The organism is Ezakiella peruensis (assembly GCF_900215725.1).
Lineage (GTDB): Bacteria > Bacillota > Clostridia > Tissierellales > Peptoniphilaceae > Ezakiella > Ezakiella peruensis.
Window position 1 is genome coordinate 42,849 of record NZ_LT962470.1, and the last position, 21,358, is coordinate 64,206.

Annotated in this window: 23 protein-coding genes, 1 pseudogene and 1 riboswitch; of the genes and pseudogenes, 6 read left to right on the forward strand and 18 right to left on the reverse strand. The window is 39.5% G+C overall.

Annotated elements, in window-relative coordinates:
• Nucleotides 1-9: 9 nt before the first annotated feature.
• The 9 genes and pseudogenes from CUU59_RS05120 to ftsE all read right to left on the reverse strand — a co-directional run.
• Nucleotides 10-1,350: a CAP and S-layer homology domain-containing protein gene (locus CUU59_RS05120; protein WP_099950929.1), complete on the reverse strand. Its 1,341-nt coding sequence runs from the start codon at nucleotides 1,348-1,350 to the stop codon at nucleotides 10-12.
• An 86-nt stretch (nucleotides 1,351-1,436) separates the two neighbouring features.
• Entirely contained in the window at nucleotides 1,437-2,192 is a 756-nt protein-coding gene (locus CUU59_RS05125; protein WP_099950930.1) for a nitroreductase family protein, read from the reverse strand.
• A 113-nt stretch (nucleotides 2,193-2,305) separates the two neighbouring features.
• Nucleotides 2,306-2,518: a hypothetical protein gene (locus CUU59_RS05130; protein WP_099950931.1), complete on the reverse strand. Its 213-nt coding sequence runs from the start codon at nucleotides 2,516-2,518 to the stop codon at nucleotides 2,306-2,308.
• Nucleotides 2,519-2,729: 211 nt separating this feature from the next.
• Complete coding sequence (locus CUU59_RS05135; protein ID WP_099950932.1) at nucleotides 2,730-3,398, reverse strand: class C sortase; 669 nt, start codon at nucleotides 3,396-3,398, stop codon at nucleotides 2,730-2,732.
• Between the two features lie 141 nt (nucleotides 3,399-3,539).
• Entirely contained in the window at nucleotides 3,540-3,773 is a 234-nt protein-coding gene (locus CUU59_RS05140) for a YdbC family protein (protein WP_075574682.1), read from the reverse strand.
• Entirely contained in the window at nucleotides 3,773-4,987 is a 1,215-nt protein-coding gene (locus tag CUU59_RS05145) for a S41 family peptidase (protein ID WP_169922865.1), read from the reverse strand. The genes CUU59_RS05140 and CUU59_RS05145 overlap by 1 nt, the downstream gene beginning before the upstream one ends.
• Entirely contained in the window at nucleotides 4,987-6,105 is a 1,119-nt protein-coding gene (locus CUU59_RS05150; protein ID WP_099950934.1) for a murein hydrolase activator EnvC family protein, read from the reverse strand. Before CUU59_RS05150 ends, CUU59_RS05145 begins: the two co-directional genes overlap by 1 nt.
• Nucleotides 6,105-7,010 (reverse strand): permease-like cell division protein FtsX, encoded by a 906-nt coding sequence (ftsX, locus tag CUU59_RS05155; RefSeq protein ID WP_099950935.1) that lies wholly within the window; start codon nucleotides 7,008-7,010, stop codon nucleotides 6,105-6,107. Before ftsX ends, CUU59_RS05150 begins: the two co-directional genes overlap by 1 nt.
• A gap of 220 nt (nucleotides 7,011-7,230) precedes the next feature.
• A pseudogene (gene ftsE / locus CUU59_RS05160) lies at nucleotides 7,231-7,890 on the reverse strand (cell division ATP-binding protein FtsE); the annotation flags it as partial.
• Between the two features lie 153 nt (nucleotides 7,891-8,043).
• Nucleotides 8,044-8,135, forward strand: a riboswitch (THF riboswitch).
• Between the two features lie 39 nt (nucleotides 8,136-8,174).
• Here ftsE and CUU59_RS05165 point away from each other — a divergent pair.
• Nucleotides 8,175-9,119, forward strand: coding sequence for a folate family ECF transporter S component (locus CUU59_RS05165; protein ID WP_099950937.1), 945 nt, complete (start codon nucleotides 8,175-8,177; stop codon nucleotides 9,117-9,119).
• Nucleotides 9,120-9,339: 220 nt separating this feature from the next.
• Here CUU59_RS05165 and clpX read toward each other — a convergent pair whose 3' ends face one another.
• Genes clpX through tig form a run of 3 tightly spaced genes read right to left on the reverse strand, consistent with a single transcriptional unit; the run spans nucleotide 9,340 to nucleotide 12,694 of the window.
• Entirely contained in the window at nucleotides 9,340-10,563 is a 1,224-nt protein-coding gene (gene clpX / locus CUU59_RS05170; protein WP_099950938.1) for an ATP-dependent Clp protease ATP-binding subunit ClpX, read from the reverse strand.
• Nucleotides 10,553-11,149, reverse strand: a complete 597-nt coding sequence (gene clpP, locus CUU59_RS05175) for an ATP-dependent Clp endopeptidase proteolytic subunit ClpP (RefSeq protein ID WP_099950939.1) — start codon at nucleotides 11,147-11,149, stop codon at nucleotides 10,553-10,555. The genes clpX and clpP overlap by 11 nt, the downstream gene beginning before the upstream one ends.
• Nucleotides 11,150-12,694, reverse strand: a complete 1,545-nt coding sequence (gene tig / locus CUU59_RS05180; RefSeq protein ID WP_099950940.1) for a trigger factor — start codon at nucleotides 12,692-12,694, stop codon at nucleotides 11,150-11,152.
• Nucleotides 12,695-12,818: 124 nt separating this feature from the next.
• Here tig and CUU59_RS05185 point away from each other — a divergent pair, with 124 nt between their 5' ends.
• The 3 genes from CUU59_RS05185 to CUU59_RS05195 all read left to right on the forward strand — a co-directional run bounded on the left by CUU59_RS05185 (nucleotide 12,819) and on the right by CUU59_RS05195 (nucleotide 15,461).
• Nucleotides 12,819-13,886: a cysteine desulfurase family protein gene (locus CUU59_RS05185; protein ID WP_099950941.1), complete on the forward strand. Its 1,068-nt coding sequence runs from the start codon at nucleotides 12,819-12,821 to the stop codon at nucleotides 13,884-13,886.
• A complete protein-coding gene (gene mnmA / locus CUU59_RS05190) occupies nucleotides 13,883-14,968 on the forward strand; it encodes a tRNA 2-thiouridine(34) synthase MnmA (RefSeq protein ID WP_099950942.1) in 1,086 nt (361 codons plus the stop codon). Before CUU59_RS05185 ends, mnmA begins: the two co-directional genes overlap by 4 nt.
• A 124-nt stretch (nucleotides 14,969-15,092) precedes the next feature.
• Nucleotides 15,093-15,461 carry a hypothetical protein gene (locus CUU59_RS05195; protein ID WP_099950943.1) on the forward strand — a complete coding sequence of 123 codons (369 nt, stop codon included), beginning with the start codon at nucleotides 15,093-15,095 and terminating at the stop codon, nucleotides 15,459-15,461.
• Between the two features lie 188 nt (nucleotides 15,462-15,649).
• Here CUU59_RS05195 and CUU59_RS05200 read toward each other — a convergent pair whose 3' ends face one another.
• The gene (locus CUU59_RS05200; RefSeq protein WP_099950944.1) at nucleotides 15,650-15,970 is read right to left on the reverse strand and encodes a heavy metal-binding domain-containing protein; all 321 of its coding nucleotides are present in this window, start codon (nucleotides 15,968-15,970) and stop codon (nucleotides 15,650-15,652) included.
• A gap of 146 nt (nucleotides 15,971-16,116) precedes the next feature.
• Here CUU59_RS05200 and CUU59_RS05205 point away from each other — a divergent pair, with 146 nt between their 5' ends.
• Together CUU59_RS05205 and CUU59_RS05210 are read left to right on the forward strand one after the other, a co-directional pair.
• A complete protein-coding gene (locus CUU59_RS05205) occupies nucleotides 16,117-16,452 on the forward strand; it encodes a hypothetical protein (RefSeq protein WP_099950945.1) in 336 nt (111 codons plus the stop codon).
• An 11-nt stretch (nucleotides 16,453-16,463) separates the two neighbouring features.
• The gene (locus tag CUU59_RS05210) at nucleotides 16,464-17,642 is read left to right on the forward strand and encodes a cation:proton antiporter (RefSeq protein ID WP_099950946.1); all 1,179 of its coding nucleotides are present in this window, start codon (nucleotides 16,464-16,466) and stop codon (nucleotides 17,640-17,642) included.
• Between the two features lie 115 nt (nucleotides 17,643-17,757).
• On the opposite strand, the gene CUU59_RS05215 is transcribed toward CUU59_RS05210, so the two are convergent.
• From CUU59_RS05215 to CUU59_RS08165, 5 genes are all read right to left on the reverse strand, one after another.
• Nucleotides 17,758-18,201: a GNAT family N-acetyltransferase gene (locus CUU59_RS05215; RefSeq protein WP_099950947.1), complete on the reverse strand. Its 444-nt coding sequence runs from the start codon at nucleotides 18,199-18,201 to the stop codon at nucleotides 17,758-17,760.
• Between the two features lie 54 nt (nucleotides 18,202-18,255).
• Nucleotides 18,256-19,557: a DUF2254 domain-containing protein gene (locus CUU59_RS05220; RefSeq protein ID WP_099950948.1), complete on the reverse strand. Its 1,302-nt coding sequence runs from the start codon at nucleotides 19,555-19,557 to the stop codon at nucleotides 18,256-18,258.
• Between the two features lie 147 nt (nucleotides 19,558-19,704).
• On the reverse strand, nucleotides 19,705-20,940 hold the full coding sequence (locus tag CUU59_RS05225) for a YkvI family membrane protein (protein ID WP_099950949.1): 1,236 nt from the start codon (nucleotides 20,938-20,940) through the stop codon (nucleotides 19,705-19,707).
• A 95-nt stretch (nucleotides 20,941-21,035) separates the two neighbouring features.
• Nucleotides 21,036-21,170 carry a hypothetical protein gene (locus tag CUU59_RS08365; RefSeq protein WP_146036079.1) on the reverse strand — a complete coding sequence of 45 codons (135 nt, stop codon included), beginning with the start codon at nucleotides 21,168-21,170 and terminating at the stop codon, nucleotides 21,036-21,038.
• On the reverse strand, nucleotides 21,106-21,252 hold the full coding sequence (locus CUU59_RS08165; RefSeq protein WP_169922863.1) for a hypothetical protein: 147 nt from the start codon (nucleotides 21,250-21,252) through the stop codon (nucleotides 21,106-21,108). Before CUU59_RS08165 ends, CUU59_RS08365 begins: the two co-directional genes overlap by 65 nt.
• Nucleotides 21,253-21,358: the final 106 nt, after the last annotated feature.

Here is a 21,358-nt window from a genome sequence, read left to right on the forward strand (position 1 = left end):
AAATATTTTTTAGTCCCAATAACCCCTTCTATCGGAGAATGAGAAGTTTTGCGTAAAGAAAGTCTGATAGCTACCTGAATTAACATAAGCTGACCCAACTCCCAGGGTCTGATAACTATCATTTAACATATTGTCTCTGTGGCCCTCAGAATTAACCCAGCCATTGTAGGCTTCAAAGGCCCCTGCATAACCAGCCGAAATATTTTCTCCGGCCCCATAGGAAACACCCTGAGCCTTAACCCGGTCGCTTGGACTTCTGCCATCCAGACTTGTGTGGTTAAAATAATTATTTTCCCCCATGTCCTCGCAGTGGAGGCGAGCAGCTGTTACCAACCTGTCATCCCATTCTAAAGGAGCCTTGCCATGGTAAACCCTAAAGGCATTTGTAAAATGGTAGATGGCCCTATCTTGGCCAGATAAATCTTGATACTGCTTTTCGTTATTCACCAACAAGAAATAAGTGTACATGCCATGGACTCTGTCTCCATCATTTTTGTCTTCATAAAAAACGTCAAAGGGAACCACTCCATGGTTGTCATTTGCATCATCGCCGGCCTTCTTGCCATTGAATTCAAAGCCAGATCCAATAGCCGCCAGGCCAAAAACATAATTGTCCTTTACCAAAAGGGCATAGAAATTTTCGTAATTACTGGTATTATAAAACCACCAGTCTGTACCCTTCCAAGTTGAAGGTGCCGTTTCATCTGGTCTAGGCAAAAGATTTGTATCCATGCCAATTTCAATTTTTTCAGAACCAACTTTAATATCTTTATAGGAATCGTATTTAAAAATATTACTAATAACTTGGCACACATCAGCACGACTAGCCATATTTGAGCCATAAATTTTTAAATCAGCAAGTCCCATGGCCTGGGCAGTGTGCGAATAACCATTTGGCCAACCACCCATTAGCTTGACCAAGTCATCCTTGCCCATAATCGAAATTGCAATTTTCAAAATCTCATCGTAAGTAATATTTTGCATAGGGCCAAAATTATCGGAGCCCACACTACCCATTACACTGGCATTAGCAACCCTCATTACATAAGGATGAAGCCATGCATCGGCAGGCACGTCCCTAAAATTTAAAATAGCAGTCGTGTCATCATAAGCAAAAGCCTTTGAGATCATGATGGCCACCTCGCCGCGAGTGATTGAATTATCCGGCTTAAAAGATCCGTCGTCATAGCCATTTATAATGCCGCGATTATATAGATCCATAATAGCGTCCACATTTTTTGTGGTCGAATCCACGTCAGTAAAAGCCTTTATGTCTGGGCCAAAGGCAAAAATGCACAGGCCTACAAATGAAAAAACTGCTAGAAATTTAAAAAATGATTTTCTATTCACAAGAACCTCCTTTAGTTTTATATTAACTTTATTATAGCAGATTGCTATTTTATTTCAAGAAAAAAGCCCTCTTAAAAGGGCTAATTTTAATCTAGTTTTAAATCAAATCCTTGGTCCTTGATATATTGGACCATTTTTTGTCTTTTTTCACTTGTGTTTTCAAGTCTGGCCACCACTTGCTTGGAGAAGGAATCCAGCGGCTTGTCAGCCTGCCTTGTGTCATAATAAGTTTGCATTTCCTTGTCATAATCTGCAATCTCGTCAAGCATATTATCAAATTTATTGTAGCCGTCTTCAAAAAATCTTAAATCCATATCCATTCTTGGCTTTAGCATTGGATCTTGGTCAGGATAACCAAAGGCGACGCCTAAGACTGGGAAAGTGTACTCAGGCAAGTCTAAAATTTCAATTAGCTTTGGCACGTCATTTAAAATCGATCCCAAATAAACAGCCCCCATATCCATGGATTCAATGGCATTGGTCAAATTTTGTGCAGCCAGGCAGGCGTCGGTAAAGCCTTGGAAAAATCTCTCCATGTCGCCAGCGTTTGCATAATCTTTGCCAGTTAACTCTTTGGCAATCTGCGCATTCCTATAGCCATCTACAATAAAAATAAATAATTCAGGTGCAGTCCCCACATAGGCTTGAGTTGTAATATCTGAAATTGCTTTTTTCTTGTCCGCATCCACCACGCGAATTACAGAGTATGTTTGCATACCCGTGGATGTCGCCGTCCTTTGGATAACTTCCTTAAAAATTTCCAAGTCCGCAGCTGAAACTTTTTTATCCTTCCAAGCCCTGATTGTCCTGTGGGCCAATTGTTTTTTAATCATGTCGTTCATAATAATCTCTCCTTATCTTTACAAAATAAACTCTCCACTTATTTTAATATTACCCATTAAAGGAAAAATAAAAAGCACCTGATTTTTTCAAGTGCTTTAGCCGCTTTAATATTTTATTTGTTTTTTAAATCTTCTAAATTCTTGTTAATTTCTTTTAGTTCTCTTATTATGATAAAATTTTGCTCTATCACTGCTTGTAGATAGTTACTCTTCCTCAACTTATACAAGGTTTCAACGTCTTTTTTATCCAAATCTTCCAATTTATAGCGGTCAACAAATTCTTGTATTTTTTCTTCCTTTGTTTTTCTCTCTCCAAATAATCCCATATAAACCTTCCTCCTACAAACATTATACCCATAAATAAAACAAAATTTTTTGTCCGAAATTCTCCTTATGACTCTTTCCAATCGAGCGATGCTAATCGGTTTTGGCTAACATAAAGTTAGCCTCTACGGACCGATTAGCATCATTATCGCTCGCTCTCTTGCCCAATAAAAATCCGTGAGCAAAAACTCACGGACTTTATAATCTTATTTTCTATTCCTTATCAACCAAGTAGGCCTTGACAAGAAGTCTCTCATAATCGTAAGGATATGGATGGCAAGTCATTAAAACCAGTTTGGTCTTGTCCTCCTCGCGATTAAACTTAGACCAGTCATCGGGTTTTATAATTTCCTTTTCATAGACCTTGTAAGTTAAAACCTCCTCAGCACTTGTAATTTTAATCTCATCGCCCTCCTCCAACTTATCTATGTGGAGAAAAGAATCCTCTTCATTATAGCCACCGCGGTGGCCTGCAAGGGCACAAGTCGTCCCAGCTTCACTCACCGGTTTGTCGGTCGTTTCGATTATGCCAACCCCATCCATCAAATATTTTTCCCTAGTTGACGGATAAATGGGCAAGAGAATATCCAGCTTGTCAATCCTAATAACAGCCAGCGCATCCTCCTTGTCCAAAAGTTCTGTATCACCTTCGTCAACAATCTCAGTGTCTGTTGGCTCTTCATTGGGCTCGTCTTTATTAAAATCAAGGACATCTGACTTTTTATTTTCACTCATCTTAGCCTGCATCCGCTCCTCCAAGTCCTTAGCTGCCTTGTTTCTTTGTGACAGCCTATACTTTTGGTAGCCGATAAAAGACATACCTGCAATGATAAATATCAGACCTATAATTATATAAAATTTTCCTCTATTGTTTTTCCTCATAAATCTTTTCGCCTTTCAATTCTTTTTATATATTCACTTTTACCCTTATCGAGGCTTCAATTATCATTAAAAAGACTTTTGCCTAATAAAAAAGCGATATGATTTCATACCGCTTGAATTTATATTTTATATTTGTGGGGACTAGTCTAGATCGCTTTCATCGATTTCGTTTATGAGTCCTTTTAGGGCGAGGAATTCTTCTTTGGATAGGGAGATGCCCTTGCCCATCCTGGAGTGGTCTGGGTTCCAAGTTCTGATGTCAATTTTGCCTGGGCCTTCGTTCCAAGAAATAATATTGATTTCCTTGGTCCAGCCATTCTTTGCCTCAGCAAAAACTCCAAGTTCATTTAATACTTCGTATTTAAATTCTGCCATTATTTATTTCCTTTCTTTAAAACTTCAATTGCCTTTTGCAATTGTAGGTCTTCATCCAAATATTCAACGCCAATTCCTTTTACGTCTTCGTCAAGCTCTACAATGATATCCGGTTTAATGCCAATGCCGTGGATATTTTTATCCTTTGGTGTAAAGTATTCGCTAACTGTTACCTTTAGGGCTTGACCGTTATTGAGATTGAAAATTCTTTGAACTATGCCCTTTCCAAAGGTTTGTGTGCCGATAATTTTCGCACGTCCTCTGTCTTGGAGGGCACCGCTTACGATTTCACTGGCACTTGCAGATCCACCGTTTACAAGGACTACCATAGGTATATCTTCTTTTTGATCATCTGAATAATAATAATCTTTTTCTCCGTCCTTGTACTTGGTGTAAACGATGGTTCCTTCATCTAGGAAGAAATCGGCTAGGTCAGCACAGACATCGAGTAGTCCGCCTGGGTTGCCACGCAAGTCCAAAATCAAAGATTTCATTCCATCTTTTTTCAATTCTTTGTATTGGTCTACAAAGTCTGTGTAAGTTGGTTTGTCAAACTCAGTTATGCCAATATAACCGATCTTGTCATCTAGCATTTCACCAAAGACCGTTTCTAATTTAATTTTCTTTCTAATTATATCGTAATCTTTTTCAACAAAGCCACTCTTCTCATTTCTGCCTATTGTTAGAGTTACCTTTTCGCCTTCTTTGCCGCGCATAACGCTAACTGCGTCTGACATTTTGTCGGCTGAATACTCTTGGCCATTTACTTTTAAAATCTTGTCGTCTGTTTTAATGCCAGCCTTTTCTGCTGGGCTCCCCTTTACAGGCGATACAACAGTTATATAACCATCCTTTCCAGGAGATACAACCAGGCCAACGCCAACGTATTCTCCGTTTGAGCTTTCCATAAACTTTTTATACTCTTCCTGATTCATATAGACTGAATATGGGTCGTCCAAGCTCTCTACAACGCCGCGAAGGATTCCTTCATTGAGCTCTTGGTCTGTAATATCCTTATAGTAATTTTTTTGAATTGTATTTACTATTTCATTTAAAGTTTTTTCGGTGTTTTTATCCATGAGTTTGGCAATGTCACCGTCATTACTAGTTGGATAGTTATTTATGTCGCTTGCACTGTTTACTCCAAAGATATAGGAGCCAAACATGGCAAGGACTATGCCTATTATTAATAAAATTCTTTTTACATTTTTCATTATCTCACCCATCCCATTGCGTTTTGAACTTTACCATTAACCCTAACTTCGAAGTGCAAGTGAGGTCCAGTTGAATTGCCCGTGCTTCCTACCCGAGCAATGGTCTGACCCTTGCTTACAACTTGTCCTACACCCACATTTATGCTTGAGCAGTGGGCGTATGCTGTTGAAATTCCGTTACCATGGGATACTACAACCAGCTGTCCATATGAGCCCAGCCATCCAGCGTGGGTAACCCGGCCTTCTTCAGCAGCAACTATGCTAGTGCCAGACGGAGCTGGTATATCTGTACCCGTGTGAAAGTCCTTGCGCCCATACAAAATCCTGTAGCCAAAAGGACTGGAAATCCTAGTGTAGCCAGGTAGAGGCCAACCAAGTCTGCCCCCAGTATAAGAGCCTCCTTGGTACTGCTGAGCAGCCTGAATAAGAGCGTCTAATCTTTGACTAGATTTTTTAAATTCCTCTTGTTCTTTTTCAAAAGCTGCGTCATTATTTTTAAGCTGGGCTATATAAGCATTTTTCTGTGCAACTGCGGCCTCAGCTTGAGCCTTAATATTTTCTTCCTTGGCCTTCTCATCATCCAGAGCCCTCTTGTCAGCCTCTAGCTGGTCTTTTTTTCTTTCCAATTCAAGTTTGGCATCGGAAATTTCTTTTATAAGTCTCTTGTCTGATTCCAAAAGCATCTGCATCATGGAAGTGTTGGTGAGAGCCTCGTGAACGTCCTTTGAGTTCAAGAGGACCGACAGATAATTAACATCTCCCATAACATACATGGCTCGAATTCTCTTGGCAAACATTTGATTTTTCTCTTCAATATTTGCTTCCATCTGCACGATTTCCTGGCTAGTATTGTTAATGTTGCCCAAAAGCCCTTCTATTTTTGCGTAGAGTTCATTTAGCTTGGCCTCTTGAATTTGAACATTCCTATTAAGCTGGGCCAAGTTTGCACTTTCATTTGCTATTGCTTCTTTATTCTCTTTTTGCTTTTCCTTGCTCGCCTTTAATTTTTCTTTGATCTCTGCATTTCGCTTCTTTAAAGTCTCAACATTATCTGCATATAAATTTACAGATGAAAATGCAAGGAGTATTGCCAAAAGTATACAAATTTTCTTTTTCATTATACCCTCAAAAATCTCTTCAAGGAAATAAGTGAGCCTAGAGCCGCTATTCCAATGCCCAGTGTGGCAAAGATAACTGCCATGTCGCTATAGAAAAAGCTTGGTGGCACTATAGCCGAGGACAAAAGCCCTGTTACATTGTTGATGGCCTCCAGGTAAAAATACCTGTAACCAAAAGCCACTATTAAAAATGCAATCAAGGATCCAATAAAGCCCATAAGGACACCTTCGACAAAAAATGGTCCCTTGATGTAGGCATCTGTTGCCCCAACCCATTTCATAATGGAAATTTCTGTCCGTCTGGAATTTACAGCTAGCCTAATAGTGTTTGACATCAAGAATATTGAAACCAAACTCAAAAAGCCGACCATAAAAATTCCGCCAATTTGAATGTATTTTGAAATTGCAAGCATTTGCTCGATTTCCTTTGCAAAGTAATTGACCTTCCAAACCCCGTCCATCTTGCCTAGCTTTTTGGCAACGGCTTCAGCGTCTTCGATATTGTTAACCCTGATTTCAAAAGACTTAGGGATTGGATTTTTTTCTTCGTCTTCATATTCGTCCAAGAGCCATGCATTTTCACCCCAAGAACTCTTGAGTTCCTTGAGGCCCTCTGCAGGCGATTTGAACCTAATTTTCTTTATGCCGCCAATGGCTGCAATCTGGTCTGCCATAGCCTCTATTTGGGGTACATCTAAATTGTCATCAATAAATATATCGATCTGGTCCATCTTTTTGTTGGTATCCATGACCAATTGGTTGATAGATAATACCATTATTAGCATTAAACCGAGTATTACCAAGACAATTGCAATTGACACAATGCTAATCATACCCATTGACTTGTTGCGGTTTAGACCTTGGAAGCCTTGCTTGATCATATTTGCAAAAACTCTAAATTTCATCTTTCACCTCGTCGATCATTTCCGCTTCAGCCTTGGCCATATCTTCTTCAAGTTCTTCTTCTGAATCTTTAGCCTCGTTCTTTTCTTCTATAGTTTTGCTAAAGACCTCTTCTTTTAAATCGGCCTTGTCTTCATCTGAGAGATCATCGATCTCACAAATTTTTTCATTGCCATAATCTACATCGTGCTTGTCGATATCGTTAACCTCTTCACCTTCGTTAGCTGTATCTGTTACGACTTTTCCATCCTTTAATACAACCACCCGGTGAGGTAAAAGTTTTACTATATCCTTGGCGTGGGTCGCCATCAAGATAGTAGTCCCACGATTGTTGATATCTGTTAGGACTTGCATAATTTCAAGACTGGTTTCAAAGTCAAGGTTACCAGTAGGTTCGTCTGCAATCAAAATGTGAGGCTCGTTGATAATAGCCCTTGCAATTGCAACTCTTTGCTTTTCACCACCTGAAAGCTCGTTTGGAAAATTTTTCGCCTTATCGCTAAGACCAACCAAGCTCAAAATAATAGGAACTCTCCTCCTGATTTCCTTTCTCTTTACACCCAAAATTTCCAAAGCAAAGGCCACGTTTTCGTAAACTGTCTTTTGCTCCAAAATTCTGAAGTCTTGAAATATAGTACCAATATATCTTCTAATATAAGGGACTCGACGCCTTGACACATATGTTATATCCTGACCATTTAAAAGAATCTTGCCCTCTGTCGGTTCGATTTCCTTTAAAAGCAATCTGGTCAAAGTGGATTTACCTGCACCTGAGTGGCCCATAAGATAAACGAATTCGCCATCGCCAATCTTGAGGCTCACATCATCTAGAGCGGCAATCCCCTTCTCGTATTCTTTAGTAATATTCTCTAAGACAATCATATTCTTCTCCTATTCTATAGGTTATTATACACGATTAAATTCTATAATTCAAATAAACAAAAATATTTGCTGGGTAAATTATAACACAAAGGCGTCTTTAATAAAACATACTTCCTTGACATCAACACTTATTAATAGTATACTAGAATTAATAACAGAGTAGGTGTAAAGCGTAAAGTGTTTGGAGATGGGACGTAGCTCTAAAACGAAGGTTAGTCCGCGGCTTATACATCGCGTTCGCTATATTTAAATAGCTTCCTTTCTGTTATTAAAGGAGGTTTTATATGAAAAAATTATTGAAGTTCAACACAAAACCTGCCAATATAATCGCAGCAATAGTATTTGCGATTGCAGGTTTTTATTTAGTTGTGAACACAACTAATCCCCTCTATATGGGAATCTGTGGAGCGCTATTTTTGGCACTAATCCACGGTGCCCTAAACGGAGCAGCCGTAGGAGGGGTGGTTTCTGGAGGAGCAATCCTTGCAGGTATCCTTTATAGGGCAGCAAATGTTAGCCTAAAGATTGGCAAGAAATGGTCACCAGAAAAAATTGCACAAAAACAAGCAGAGTTTGATGCACACATGGCAAACTTAAACAAGTATATGATTTTATATGTACTTGGAGCTATTGCACTTGCATTCCTAGGCAGATACATCTACCTAAGACTTGCCAACTACAAGCACAAAAACACTCACACAGGTGCCAGAAAGATTACCTATTTTGGAATGTTTATCGCACTTGGCGTTGCAGTAAACTCACTCCGTATTGGCCCACTAAGCTTTGGTGGATTTCCAATTATTTATTCAGGTATGGCCCTGGGTCCAATCTCTGGATTTATAATCGGCGCCATCACAGACGTAATCGCCTTTTTGGTAAGGCCATCTGCAAATGCTTTTAACCCGCTATTTATCCTAACAAGTGCACTTACAGCTGCGATTCCAGCATTTATTATCCATGTATTGCCTGGAGAAGATAGTAAGTTAAAACACAATTTCTGGTATGTACTCTTAGCCTTTGCTGTTGGTCAATTCATAACATCAGTTATACTGGTTCCACTCTTTAGGCAAATGCTATTTGCTCATCCATTTGTTGCAACAGCATCAGCTGCAGCACTCAGACAATTGTGGCACGTTCCACTGTACACTTTCTTGTATATGAACACACAAAAAGTTGTGGAAAACCAAATCGATTTTACAAAGGTAAAAAAAGAAAAAGAAGAAATTTAAAATTTTATCCCAAGCCAATCGTCATCCGGACTTGGGATTTTTATTAGAAAAATTAACTTGTATTTATTATTACAATTTATAAAAACAAGCGCAGGCTAAATTAAAAATCCAAAATTTTCTTGTAAATATTTTATAAGATAAAATCAAAAATATTTTTTCAGAAAAATTCCCATAACTTTTGCAAAGAAAAAAGCTCCAGGTTAAAGCCCAGAGCTTAATTTTATTTGTCTTTCAAATCTGTAGCGTACTCTATTTTTTCTACGAATTTATTATTTTTATAGTCAATTAGTAAATGCTTTACATCCTCTTTGTCTGGGAATTCGTACATATAAGGCAGCATAACCTTTTCGATAATACTCCTTAGACCCCTTGCCCCAGTTTCGCGAGCAATGGCCTCTTTGACAATGGCCTTTAAGGCGCGTTCGGTAAATTCCAAATCGCATCCGTCCAATCTAAAGAGTTCTTGGTATTGACTGACCAAAGCATTTTTAGGTTCAGTTAATATCCTGATGAGTGATGCCTCGTCCAAGTCATTTAAAGACACGTGAACTGGTAACCTGCCGACAAGTTCTGGTATCAAACCAAACTTAACCAAGTCGTGGGCTTCCATTAATTCAAAGAGCTCGCCAGTCTTCCTATCTTTTTTAGCCTGGTGGTCTTGGTTAAAGCCAATCACATTTTTGCCCATACGCTTTTCTATAATGGATTCCAACCCATCAAAGGCCCCGCCAACTATAAAGAGAATGTTGGTTGTATCCACCTGAATCATCTCTTGTTGGGGGTGCTTGCGGCCGCCTTGCATTGGGACCGAGCAAACATTACCTTCAACTATTTTTAAGAGGGCTTGTTGGACTCCCTCGCCACTTACGTCACGAGTTATGCTAACGTTTTCGCTCTTGCGGGCAATCTTGTCGATTTCGTCGATGTAAATTATACCACGCTCTGCAGCTTCCAGATTAAAATCCGCCGCTTGCAGGAGTTTTAAAATTACATTCTCAACATCCTCTCCAACATAGCCAGCCTCTGTGAGTGTCGTCGCATCGGCAATTGCAAAGGGCACTTCAAGAATTGTCGCTATAGCCTTGGCCAAAAGCGTCTTACCAGAGCCCGTTGGTCCCAGCAAAAGCACATTGCTCTTGTCCAGCTCAACATCTGTTTCCACTTGCCTAAAGACGCGCTTGTAGTGGTTGTACATGGCCACTGACAAAACTTTTTTAGCTTCTTCTTGGCCAATTACATATTCGTCTAAGCGTTCTTTGATTTGCTTTGGTGTGAGTAAAATTGGATCGTTTTTTATCCCTTTATAAAAATTTCTTTCGCTATCGATCATATCTTGGCAGTATCTAATGCAGTCATCACAAATAGACCCATCGATCCCATTTATGAAAAAATTTACTTCATCAGGAGTCCTGCCGCAAAATGAGCAGTGTTCTTTATTTGCCACCTTTTACCTCTGGATATAAAACCTTGTCTATAAGTCCGTATTCTTTAGCTTCTTCAGCAGTCATATACTTGTCTCTGTCAGTGTCGCGTTGGATGGTTTCCATATCTTGACCTGTGCATTCAACCAAGATGTTGTTAATTCTTTCCCTGGTTTCGAGAATTTTTTCTGCTTGAATTCTAATATCTTCAGCTTGACCTTGGCTGCCACCGAGTGGTTGGTGGATCATCACATCTGCATTTGGCAGGGCATATCTCTTGCCCTTGGTGCCAGCGGTGAGCAAAAGTGCTCCCATACTTGCAGCCATACCCATGCAAATTGTGCTTACATCTGGTTTGATGTGACGCATTGTATCCAAAATCGCCATTCCGCTAGTAACCTGTCCGCCAGGTGAATTTATATATAATTGAATGTCCTTGCTTGGATCTTCTGCTTCCAAAAACAAGAGCTGAGCAACTACTAGGTCAGCCATGGTGTCGTTTACTTCGCCTGTTACGAATACAATTCTTTCCTTCAAAAGTCTGGAAAAAATATCGTAAGACCTTTCGCCCCTGCCCGTGTTTTCAATAACCATAGGAACTAGAGCCATCTATTTATCGTCTCCTTCTTCTTTAGCTTCTTTTTTGCTTTCCTTTTTAGCTTTAGCTTTTTTATCGTCGTCTATTTTATCTTCTTTTTTTGCTGGAGCTTTCTTTGCTTTTTTATCTTCAGCTTCTTCTTTGTCTTTTTTGGCTTCCTTCTTAGCTGGAGCTTTTTTAGCTTCTTTCTTTTCATCCTTATCTTCGGATTTTTTTGTAGACTTCTTAGGAGCTTTCTTTTCTTTCTTTTCTTCTTTTTCTTCTTCAACCTTAACCCTATCAACGATTGTCATCAAGTGTTCAACAACCTTTTTGTTGGTAATTCCTTGGTCCATAAAGGTGATGTCGTGTGACTTAGCCATTTCGTAGAACTTATCAGATTCCATGCCAAAGCCTGAAGCTGCTTCCTTTATAGCTGTTTCACGGTCTTCATCTGTAACTTCGTAACCCAATTTCTTTGCATAAGCAGCCAGAGTCATATTTGCTCTTGCACGTCTTTCTGCAACTTCTTTTAATTGGTTGAAGATGTCTTCTTCTTTTTGTCCTGTATATTGGAGGAACATATTGAAGTCAAGGCCTTGTTGTTGGAGCCTGTACTTGTATTCGTCAAGTTCCTTGTGTTGTTGGTCGTGGATAATTGCTTCTGGTACAACAAAGTCAGCCTTTTCTACCAAGGCATCTACTGCTGCGTTTTCTTCTCTAATTGCAATTGCTTCCTTGAGTTGTTCTTCCAAATTCTTTCTGATGTCAGCCTTGAATTCATCAAGTGTGTCGAATTCTGAAATTTCACTAGCAAAATCGTCGTCAAGTTCAGGTAATTCAAATTCTGAAATACCCTTTAGCTTGGTCTTAAATGTAGCTTCCTTGCCTGCGAGTTCACTTGCGTGATAGTTTTCAGGGAAAGTTACGACGACGTCAAATTCTTCGTCGATCTTCTTGCCAACAATTTGGTCTTCAAAGCCAGGAATAAATTGGCCGCTGCCCAAAACGAGTTCTGTGTCTTCGCCTTCGCCACCTTCGAAAGCTTCGTCGCCCAAGAAACCCTTGAAGTCGATTATAACTTGGTCGCCTTCTTTGGCTGCCCTGTCGTCAACGATGATTTCTCTTTGGTTTTTGTTTCTTTCGTCTTCTAGGTAAGCGTCAACAGTTTCGTCTGTAACTTCTTCTTCGATTAGTGGAATTTCAAGCTTTTTGAATTCTTCAAATTCGATTTCAGGCATAACTTCTGTTTCAACTTTCATTACAACAGCTTGTCCATCTTCTAATTTTTCAATGTCGATGTCTGGATAACCAATTGCATTGATGTCTAATTCCTTAACAACAGATTCATAATTTTCGTTAATTGCCATGTTGATAGCTTCTTCTGCAAAAATTCCCTTGCCATAATAATTTTCGATCATGTGCTTAGGTGCTTTGCCCTTTCTAAAGCCGTCAACTCTAAAATGTCCTCTATCTTTTAAGTATGCTTTTTGTTCGTATTGTTTAAATTCATCCCATGGTAGTTGCCATTCAAAAACTACCTTATTATCTTTCTTTTCAATAACTTTTACACTCATAGCTATCTCCTTTCAATATTATAAGTAGTATATCACAAAATATATAGATTTTTCAACCTATCTATACATCTACCCAAATCTTTTTAGTCTTAACGTTTTTTACATTTTATGTTATAATTAATCTATGATTTATTTTGATTATGCAGCTACATCTCTCTTTAGAGAAGAAATTTTTGAATATATTTATAAACACTTAAGCGATTTTGATGGCAACACCGAATCCACCCACGCCTATGGGCGGTCGTCCAGAAAAATTTTGGAGGAGGCCCGTGCAGATATAGGCAAATCTATAAATGCAGATCCCGCTTTTATTTATTTTAATTCGGGCGCCAGCGAAGGCAACAATACCATTTTAAAATCCTTCAAAGCTAATGAGATTTTGACCACAAATATCGAGCACTCGTCAATACAAAATAATATTAACGAAAAAACTCAGATTGTAAAAGTCGACTCGTCGGGCATCTTTAACTTGGAAGACATTGTTGAAAAAATTTCTGAAGACACAAAATTAATTTCAGTCCAATATGTAAATAACGAGTTGGGAACCATACAACCAGTCGAAAAGCTAGGAGAATGGCTAGGAGAAAATCGCCCTGACATTTGGCTTCACGTGGACGCGGTACAAGCTTACGGCCACCTGGACATCGATGTGGAAAAGATCAAGTGCACTTCTCTGTCGATTTCTGCCCACAAGCTGGGGGCCAGCAAAAATTTCGGCATACTTTATGCCAAGAGAGATTACTCTCCACTGATAAAGGCCGGCGACCAAGAACACGGCCTGCGTGGTGGCACGGGCAATACCATAGGCGCTTACTCCTGTGCCAGGGCTTATGAATATATGGTAAAGGACAGGACCTATATAAAATCCCTCAAAGAATATTTCTTGCAAGCCCTTGAAAAAACAAATATACATTACCAGGTAAACGGGGATTTAAATTCACAAACAGATCACATTTTAAATATATACTTCAAAGACTTCGATACGGATTTTCTCTTGACTTATTTGGATATGCACGGCATCTGCGTTTCGTCAGGCTCTGCCTGCAAGTCGGGAAGCCACCTGCCATCGCACGTGATCACAAATACCTACGACGAAAATCGGGCCGAACACTCAATCAGATTTAGCTTCGGCTACAAAAATACCTTTGAAGACATAGACAAACTTATGAAAGTACTGGGTGATATAAAATGAAAAAAGTAATAGTGGGCCTATCGGGAGGCGTTGACTCAGCGGTAGCCGCCCTACTTTTAAAAGAACAAGGCTATGATGTTAGCGGAATATTTATGAAAAACTGGGAGGACGACGACGAAAACTGCACGGCCGAAATCGATTACAAGGACGCGGTCAAGGTCGCAGAAAAAATCGACATCCCCTATTATTCTGTAAATTTTGAAAAGGAATACAAGGACAGGGTCTTCTCATATTTTCTTGACGAATATGCCAAGGGCCGGACACCAAACCCTGACATCATGTGCAACAAGGAAATAAAATTCAAGGCCTTTTTAGACTACGCCTTAAAGCTAGGCGCAGACTATGTGGCGACTGGCCACTACGCCCGTATTGGCAGGGACGAAAACGGCAATGCCCTACTTTTACGCGGGGTTGATACAAATAAGGACCAATCTTATTTTTTATCGGCACTTTCAAATGACCAGATAAAAGATGTCCTCTTTCCAGTGGGCGAGCTGACCAAAAAAGAAGTGCGTGCCATCGCCCACGAATACGATTTGCCAAACGCCGACCGCAAGGACTCGACTGGTATTTGCTTTATAGGCGAAAGAAATTTCGACGAATTTTTATCGCAATTTTTAAAGCCCAATCCAGGAAATATCGTAACGACTGAGGGCAAAGTTATGGGCCAGCACTCGGGACTTATGTTTCACACAATCGGTCAAAGGAAGGGACTGGGTATTGGCGGACCTGGCGAACCATGGTTTGTCTGCGGCAAAAACATTAAGACCAATGAACTCATAATTTGCCAAGGCGAAGACAATCAACTTCTATTTTCGAATCGATTAATCGCGTCAGGTTTTTCAAGCCCGGCCAAAGATTTTGAGAAGGTCGACCGAGACTGCGTAGCCAAATTTCGTTATCGTCAAAAGGACAACCCCTGCCATGTGCATTTCCTGGACGACAATAAAGTTGAAATCACTTACGACCATGTAAAGAGCGTGACCCCCGGCCAACAAGCCGTCCTCTACGAGGGAGATATATGTATAGGCAGCGCCGTCATCGACGAAGTCTACAGGGACGATTTGAGATTGCAATTATAAAAATTTATTAATCTCTTGCAAATTTGCAGGAGATTTTTTATTTGCAAGACTTTTGGGTATATTTAAAATGTAAGACAAGAGGCTAAAGAAATTAAAAATCTTTCACAAAACAAAGGAGAAAAAAATGACCGATAAAGATTTAAAAAAATTAGACCAAGAAAAAGACACAAAAGAAATTGAAAAATCGAAAAAAATTAAAGCAGATGACTTAAAAGAACATGAACTAAATAAAAGCGAAGCTTTAACTACCCCAGAAGGTGCTTCTTCATTTATCGATAACGAAGTAAATGCAAATGCTGCAAACGTAAATGTTAACCAACCAAATGTTGTGACAGGCGAAGAAGCAGAAAAGCTAGAAAAAGAAATGAAGGAAGGCAAAAAAGATGCAAAAGACCACTTAGCAGATGCTCACGACAAAGCCTTTAGAGAAATCGACAAGGCTCAAGCAGATGCTGAGCTAGCAAAGAAAATAGCAGAAAAAAATAATATCTAAAAAAATTAAGTGGCCCAGAGCCACTTTTTTTGTGCAATTATTTGTCATATAAAGGAAAAATTCTTGTTGTCCAAGAAAACAAAATTTCTGTAGAAAAATTCGGTCCACATAAAGTGGACCCTACACGCTTCGCTGGATTTTTATATGCACAAAAAAGACGAGCAAACGCTCGCCTCATCATTTAAATTTTATCTTAGTCTTACTGCTGTTCCAGAAACTGTGACCATTAGCATGGACCCGTTTTGTCCCAAGACTTCATAGTCCATCTTGCAGCCGACGACTGCGTCTGCTCCCATCCTCCTGGCTCTTTCTTCAATTTCTTCTAAGGCTTCCTCTCTGGCCCGCATGAGTTCGTTTTCATAGCCCGAGCTGCGGCCACCAAAAAAGTCTCTTAAGCCTGCACCGAAGTCCTTTAAAAAGTTGACCCCAGTTACGACTTCGCCAAATACAATTCCCATGTATTCAGATATTTCTCTGCCTTCTATACTTTGTGTTGTTGTAATAATCATAATTGTCACCTCTTAATTCATATATACCACAATTTCGCAAATTTTAATTTTACAAAAATATAAGCTGGTCAAAACAATTTCCCATGGTCAAAAACTTGCAAAAATCAAACAATAGGAGTATATTATTATCCAGGAGGAAATGAACAGTGAAAGCATTATTTATAGTTATTAATCACGAAGATCACTTTAACGAACTTTTAAAAGAATTTGCCTCGGCAGGTATAACTGGAGGAACTATTCTGGAAAGCGAAGGACTTGCAGCCTCTCAAGCTGAACAAGCACCTGAACTTGGCATGAATTATTTCAGACTCTTTTTAAACCAAGGCAGGCCTTACAACAAGACCATCTTTTTGATTGCAGAAGGCGAACAACTTGAAAAAGCCAAAAACTGCGTCAGAAAAGTCGTTGGCAGCCTAGGCAAGGAAAATGTCGGCATCATGTTTACCGTGGATGTAGACTCCTTTGAAGGCTTGACTAAGTAGGTGTGAAATAAATGGAACCAATACTTTATTTATCAATCCTGCTCCTATCAGGATTAATTGTAGCGCGTCTATTAGGCAAATTAAAATTCCCAGATGTAACTGGTTACTTAATCGCAGGCATACTTATAGGCCCGTCTGTTATTGGACTCATTCCAGCTGATGGGGTCAAGCAAATGGAAATCGTTAGCCAAGTCGCCCTTAGCTTTATTGCATTTTCAGTCGGCAGCGAAATGAATCTAAGGCAGATCAAAAAAATCGGATCTAAAATTATCCTGGTAACTTTTTGTGAAGCCCTTGGCGGCATGCTGGTAGTAACACTGGCCATGCGCTTAATCTTTAAAATGGATGTGCCCTTTGCCATCACCCTTGGCAGTATCGCTTCAGCAACAGCGCCTGCAGCAACCCTAATGGTCATCAGACAGTACCAAGCCAGAGGTGATTTGGTAGATGTTTTGATCCCGGTTGTAGCCCTAGACGACGCAGTTTGCATTATGGCCTTTGGCGTTGCATCATCAATCGCAACAGCCATGCTATCTGGCAGTGCTCTTAGCATGAACACCATGCTCTTAAAACCGCTCAGTGAAATTGCATTAGCAATTATAATCGGCATTGCAGGAGGCCTTGTCTATATACTACTCAGCAAAAAAGTTAGAAACAACGAAGAAAATCTAACCTTTACACTCGCCATGATCTTTGGTGTAACAGCAGCGGCCTTTGCCCTAAACCTATCGTCGCTTTTAACTCTGCTCACAATGGGTATTGTGATTGCAAATTTCGGCAGGGTCAACAGAAAATATTTGGAACTTATAAACACAGTTACCCCACCAATCTTTGTCGCCTTTTTCGTTTTGAGCGGGGCCGATCTTAATCTGGCCGACCTCAAGACAGTTGGCGTCCTCGGAATCGCCTATGTAATTGCAAGGCTTGTCGGTAAGATTTCAGGTGCATATTTTTCCACCAAGGCCACAGGCTTCCCAGACCACGTATCCAAATACCTTGGACTCACACTTGCTCCACAAGCTGGTGTTGCAATCGGTCTTAGCCTGATCGCCTCGCAAATAATTCCAGATCCACACGGTGCACAAATCCGGACTGTGGTTCTAGGTGCCACAATTATTTACGAGCTCACAGGACCACTCGTTGCAAAATACGCCCTCAAAAAATCCGGCTGCATTGCAAGTGACAAATAAAATTTGTTTTGTAATAAAATTTGCAAAAGCACTTGAAATATCAATTGCAAAAGCATTTTAAAAATAAACTATACAAGAAAAGCGTGAGAAAAATTCTCACGCTTATTTTTTGCCGTCAATTAAATTTATAAATATAGTCTTCCTCGCCAATTTTTTCAAAGCCCACAAGAGTAAAAACCCTCTGGCTCTGCTTGTTAAAAGGATAAATGCTGGCCTTTACCTCTGCCATTCCCTTGTCCTTGGCCAGGCCCAAAATATTTTTAATAACCCGCCTGCCAATGCCCTTGTTCTGGTTTTCCTTTGAGATTACAATTGCAATCTCCCCGTCATCTTTCAAGGACACATCGCCCACCAAAGCCGACCTGAATTCTATATAATAGACGTCCCCGTGGCTGGACAAATAATCATACATACGATTTAGCCGGTCAAGGTCATAGACAAAATCAATATCGTCAACCTGCTTGCAGACGTCCTTATCCTGGTACCATTTAATGGCCAGATCATTATTCTTATAATATGGAATCAGCCTAATATCCTCATCCACAATACGAATCTCCATAGACCCTCCTTAAAAGTAAAAGGCTTCACAAAACTGAAGCCTTACAAAAATAAATCAATCCAAATTATCAGTTAGCTGGTAAAAATTATCCTTCAAAGATTTCAAGTGATTTTTATCCATATCGCTCGCCATGGAAGCCATAAAAATTTCATAGGCTTCGTCGTAAAACTTCTTGACCTCTTGGGCTGAGTTTTGACTTGAGTGCATAAAAATCAGGTCTAGACCATTTAAAATATTTCTGGCAACACTGGGGTCCTCCTTGCCATAATGAATGAGCTGGTAAAAATTAAAGTAAAGCTCATCATGAACGGTAAATTCCTTGTAGATAATCTTGGACGAATCATCCAAGACCTTGACCTTGTAATTGGACTTGTGGGAAAAAAGAACCGACAGGAGCATAGAAATTTTTCTAATACATATAATAGCAGTGTTGGGATCATTGATGCCAGGACTAATAGCCCTCAGAGCAATTTCAACAAGGTTTTTAACCTCGTGCCTGTAATCGTCGGTGTCATTTGGCGACTCACTGTAGATAAAGCAAGATGAAATCTTCTCTGCAATATCGTCCGCCTTGTCGTACTCGGCCTCCCTGATATCAATATTTAAATTGGCCACATTCATACCACGAACCAGATAATCCCCCACCTTGTAGTTGATCATCAGCGACAGCTGACCGTCCTTTAAAATCTTGGCAAGCTTGTCATCATCAATTGCATACAAGTAGCCAGAGTCCTTGGCGTAAATCCTGGTAATGTCCTGGTTATATTCCTCCAGAGAAAAATCTGTTGAAACAGTCTCATCCAAAGACGCATCATCCTTAACACACTTTAAAGCCCGGTCATAAATATCCTCTATAACATCCCTGGCCTTGATCGATTTTAAAACCGTCTTTACAAACAAAATAAAATAAATCATCGAAGCCATGGCGTACAAAATTCCAATACTGCCCGATATAACCTTGACCTTATCCGGCACATTTTGAATCATCAAGAGAGAAAAAATCGAATAGAAAAATCCTCCAATGAAAATCCCAAAGAGGCTGAGCACATAGGGCTTGTCGATGAACTTTTGCATGGCCCTGGGCGTAAAAGAATTGGCATATTGATTTAAAATACTCAATATCGTCGTCAAAGTAAAGGTCGTAACCGTCAAAAATACACCAGCCAAAGTCGTCAGAAAAGTAGTCGACACGTCCTTGGATAGCATGAGCTGGTCGGGCACAAACTGTCTAAATTCAAAACCCCGGTAGTCAATAAAATACGACACAATCAAAAGTAAAATCGATATAAAAGTGAAGCTAGTAATATTTAGCATATTCCTATTCTTTGCAATCTTCATCTTAATCTTTGTAAACATAACAAATCCCTCTTTAAAAATATTTCTATAAAGTAATTATACCTCAAAAAATAATAATTGGCAAAAATTCACCCCTGTCCTGAAATCTTCAAAAAATAAAGCCCCTTAACTTTTAAGGGGCGATAAATTTACATATAATTTTTTAAATCAAACTTCCTCATCCATTTCTTCTTCGATTTTCTCTGCAATCTCTTCTTTGATTTTTTCATTATCTATAATGGATGATTCAGCTAATCTTTCTAGTCTCTCCTTGTCTTTTTTGTTAAAGACTAGGTCGTCATCTAACTTTTTCCTGGTCAGCTTGCTCATCTTTTCTCTTTTTCTGTGCTCAAATTTAATTTCTTCCTTTTCTTTTAGCCAGGCCACAACCAGTATTATTACCAAGGTCAAGCCAATAAAACCAAGTATAGGATAGAGGATCGACATGAGCTTTTTAAAGCCAAGAAAAGATAGGCCAAAGCCTGCAAAGGTAAAGATAATCAAATTTCCTTTAAATCTTCTCTCATTTGATGACAGCCTTTTGGCAGCCGAATAAAATAGAGAAATGGCCGTGTTAAAAATCATACCAAATATTATTACAGACATAATTAGTCCCAAGATTGGGCTTATGTCTTTTAAAATTATTTGCATGGGGATATCTGAATCCTTTACCCTTTCAAGGGCAATAAAGGTCGTCAGACCTATTAGCCCAGTTAATAGAGCTACCAAAAATCCCCCGATCAATCCAGTATTCCCAGCCTCTGATGAGTCGGTGTTCCTGCCACCTAGGACAAAGGCCATGGATATGCAAGACATCATGCACATACCAAAATAATTTAAACTGGATAAAACTACATTTGGCAGGGCCGGTCTTAAAGTTTTGCCCAGGGCATCAAGAGCAACAAAATCCGGGCTCTCAACCGCAATAGTATAGGCCGCACCTATCAAGGTAAAAATTAATACAAGAGGCGTAAAGGCGCCTATAACCTTGGTGACTTTATCAAAGTCAAGCATGCCAACCCCTATAATTAAAATCGTACAAATTAAAGAACCCATCCAAGTGGCCAGACCAAATTGCTGGTTCAAAATTGATCCCGCCCCGGCTATCATTACAAAGCCCATCAAAAAACAATTTAAAATCAGGGCAAAGTCCATAAATTTCGTTAAATATTTTTGGGAAAGTTCTTCCAAAACATCAATATGACTCTCCGCTATAAAATGGCTGCCCATCTGCAAAATAATTCCACCAAGTAAAATATGCAAAAGGCCAACCCCGGCCAGGCCGATTAGGCCCTTAATCCCAAAGGGCGCAAAATACTGAATAGCCTCCTGCCCACTTGCAAGGCCCGCTCCTGTAAGCACGCCAACATAGGCAAGGACTATATTAAATTTCTTTTTCTTCATTAAATCTCCTTCATTCATTTAATTTTTATTTGTGTTTTCAGTTTCTAGCACAAAGTAAATATTATAACGATTTTAAAAACATTTTTCAAATTTTTCTAAAAATTCACATCCGGCTTGCATTTGTTTTTGATGCATGTACTGATATTTATAAATTGATCCAGACTCCTAAAGACCTGGAAAATCGCAGACCGAATGGCAAAGTCCTCGTGACTTTGTGGCAGGTCCATCATATGAAAGCTGCTCAACCACAATAATCGATAAAATTGCAGCAAAAGCCGTCTTAACAGTCCTAATTAAAAGCGATTTACTCATCAAGCCCTCCTTTAACTAAAACAATTATACCTAAAACCCCAAGTATATACAAGCAAAAGCAAATAAAAAGTCCCTCACAATGAGGGACTAAAATTCAGATTTTAAA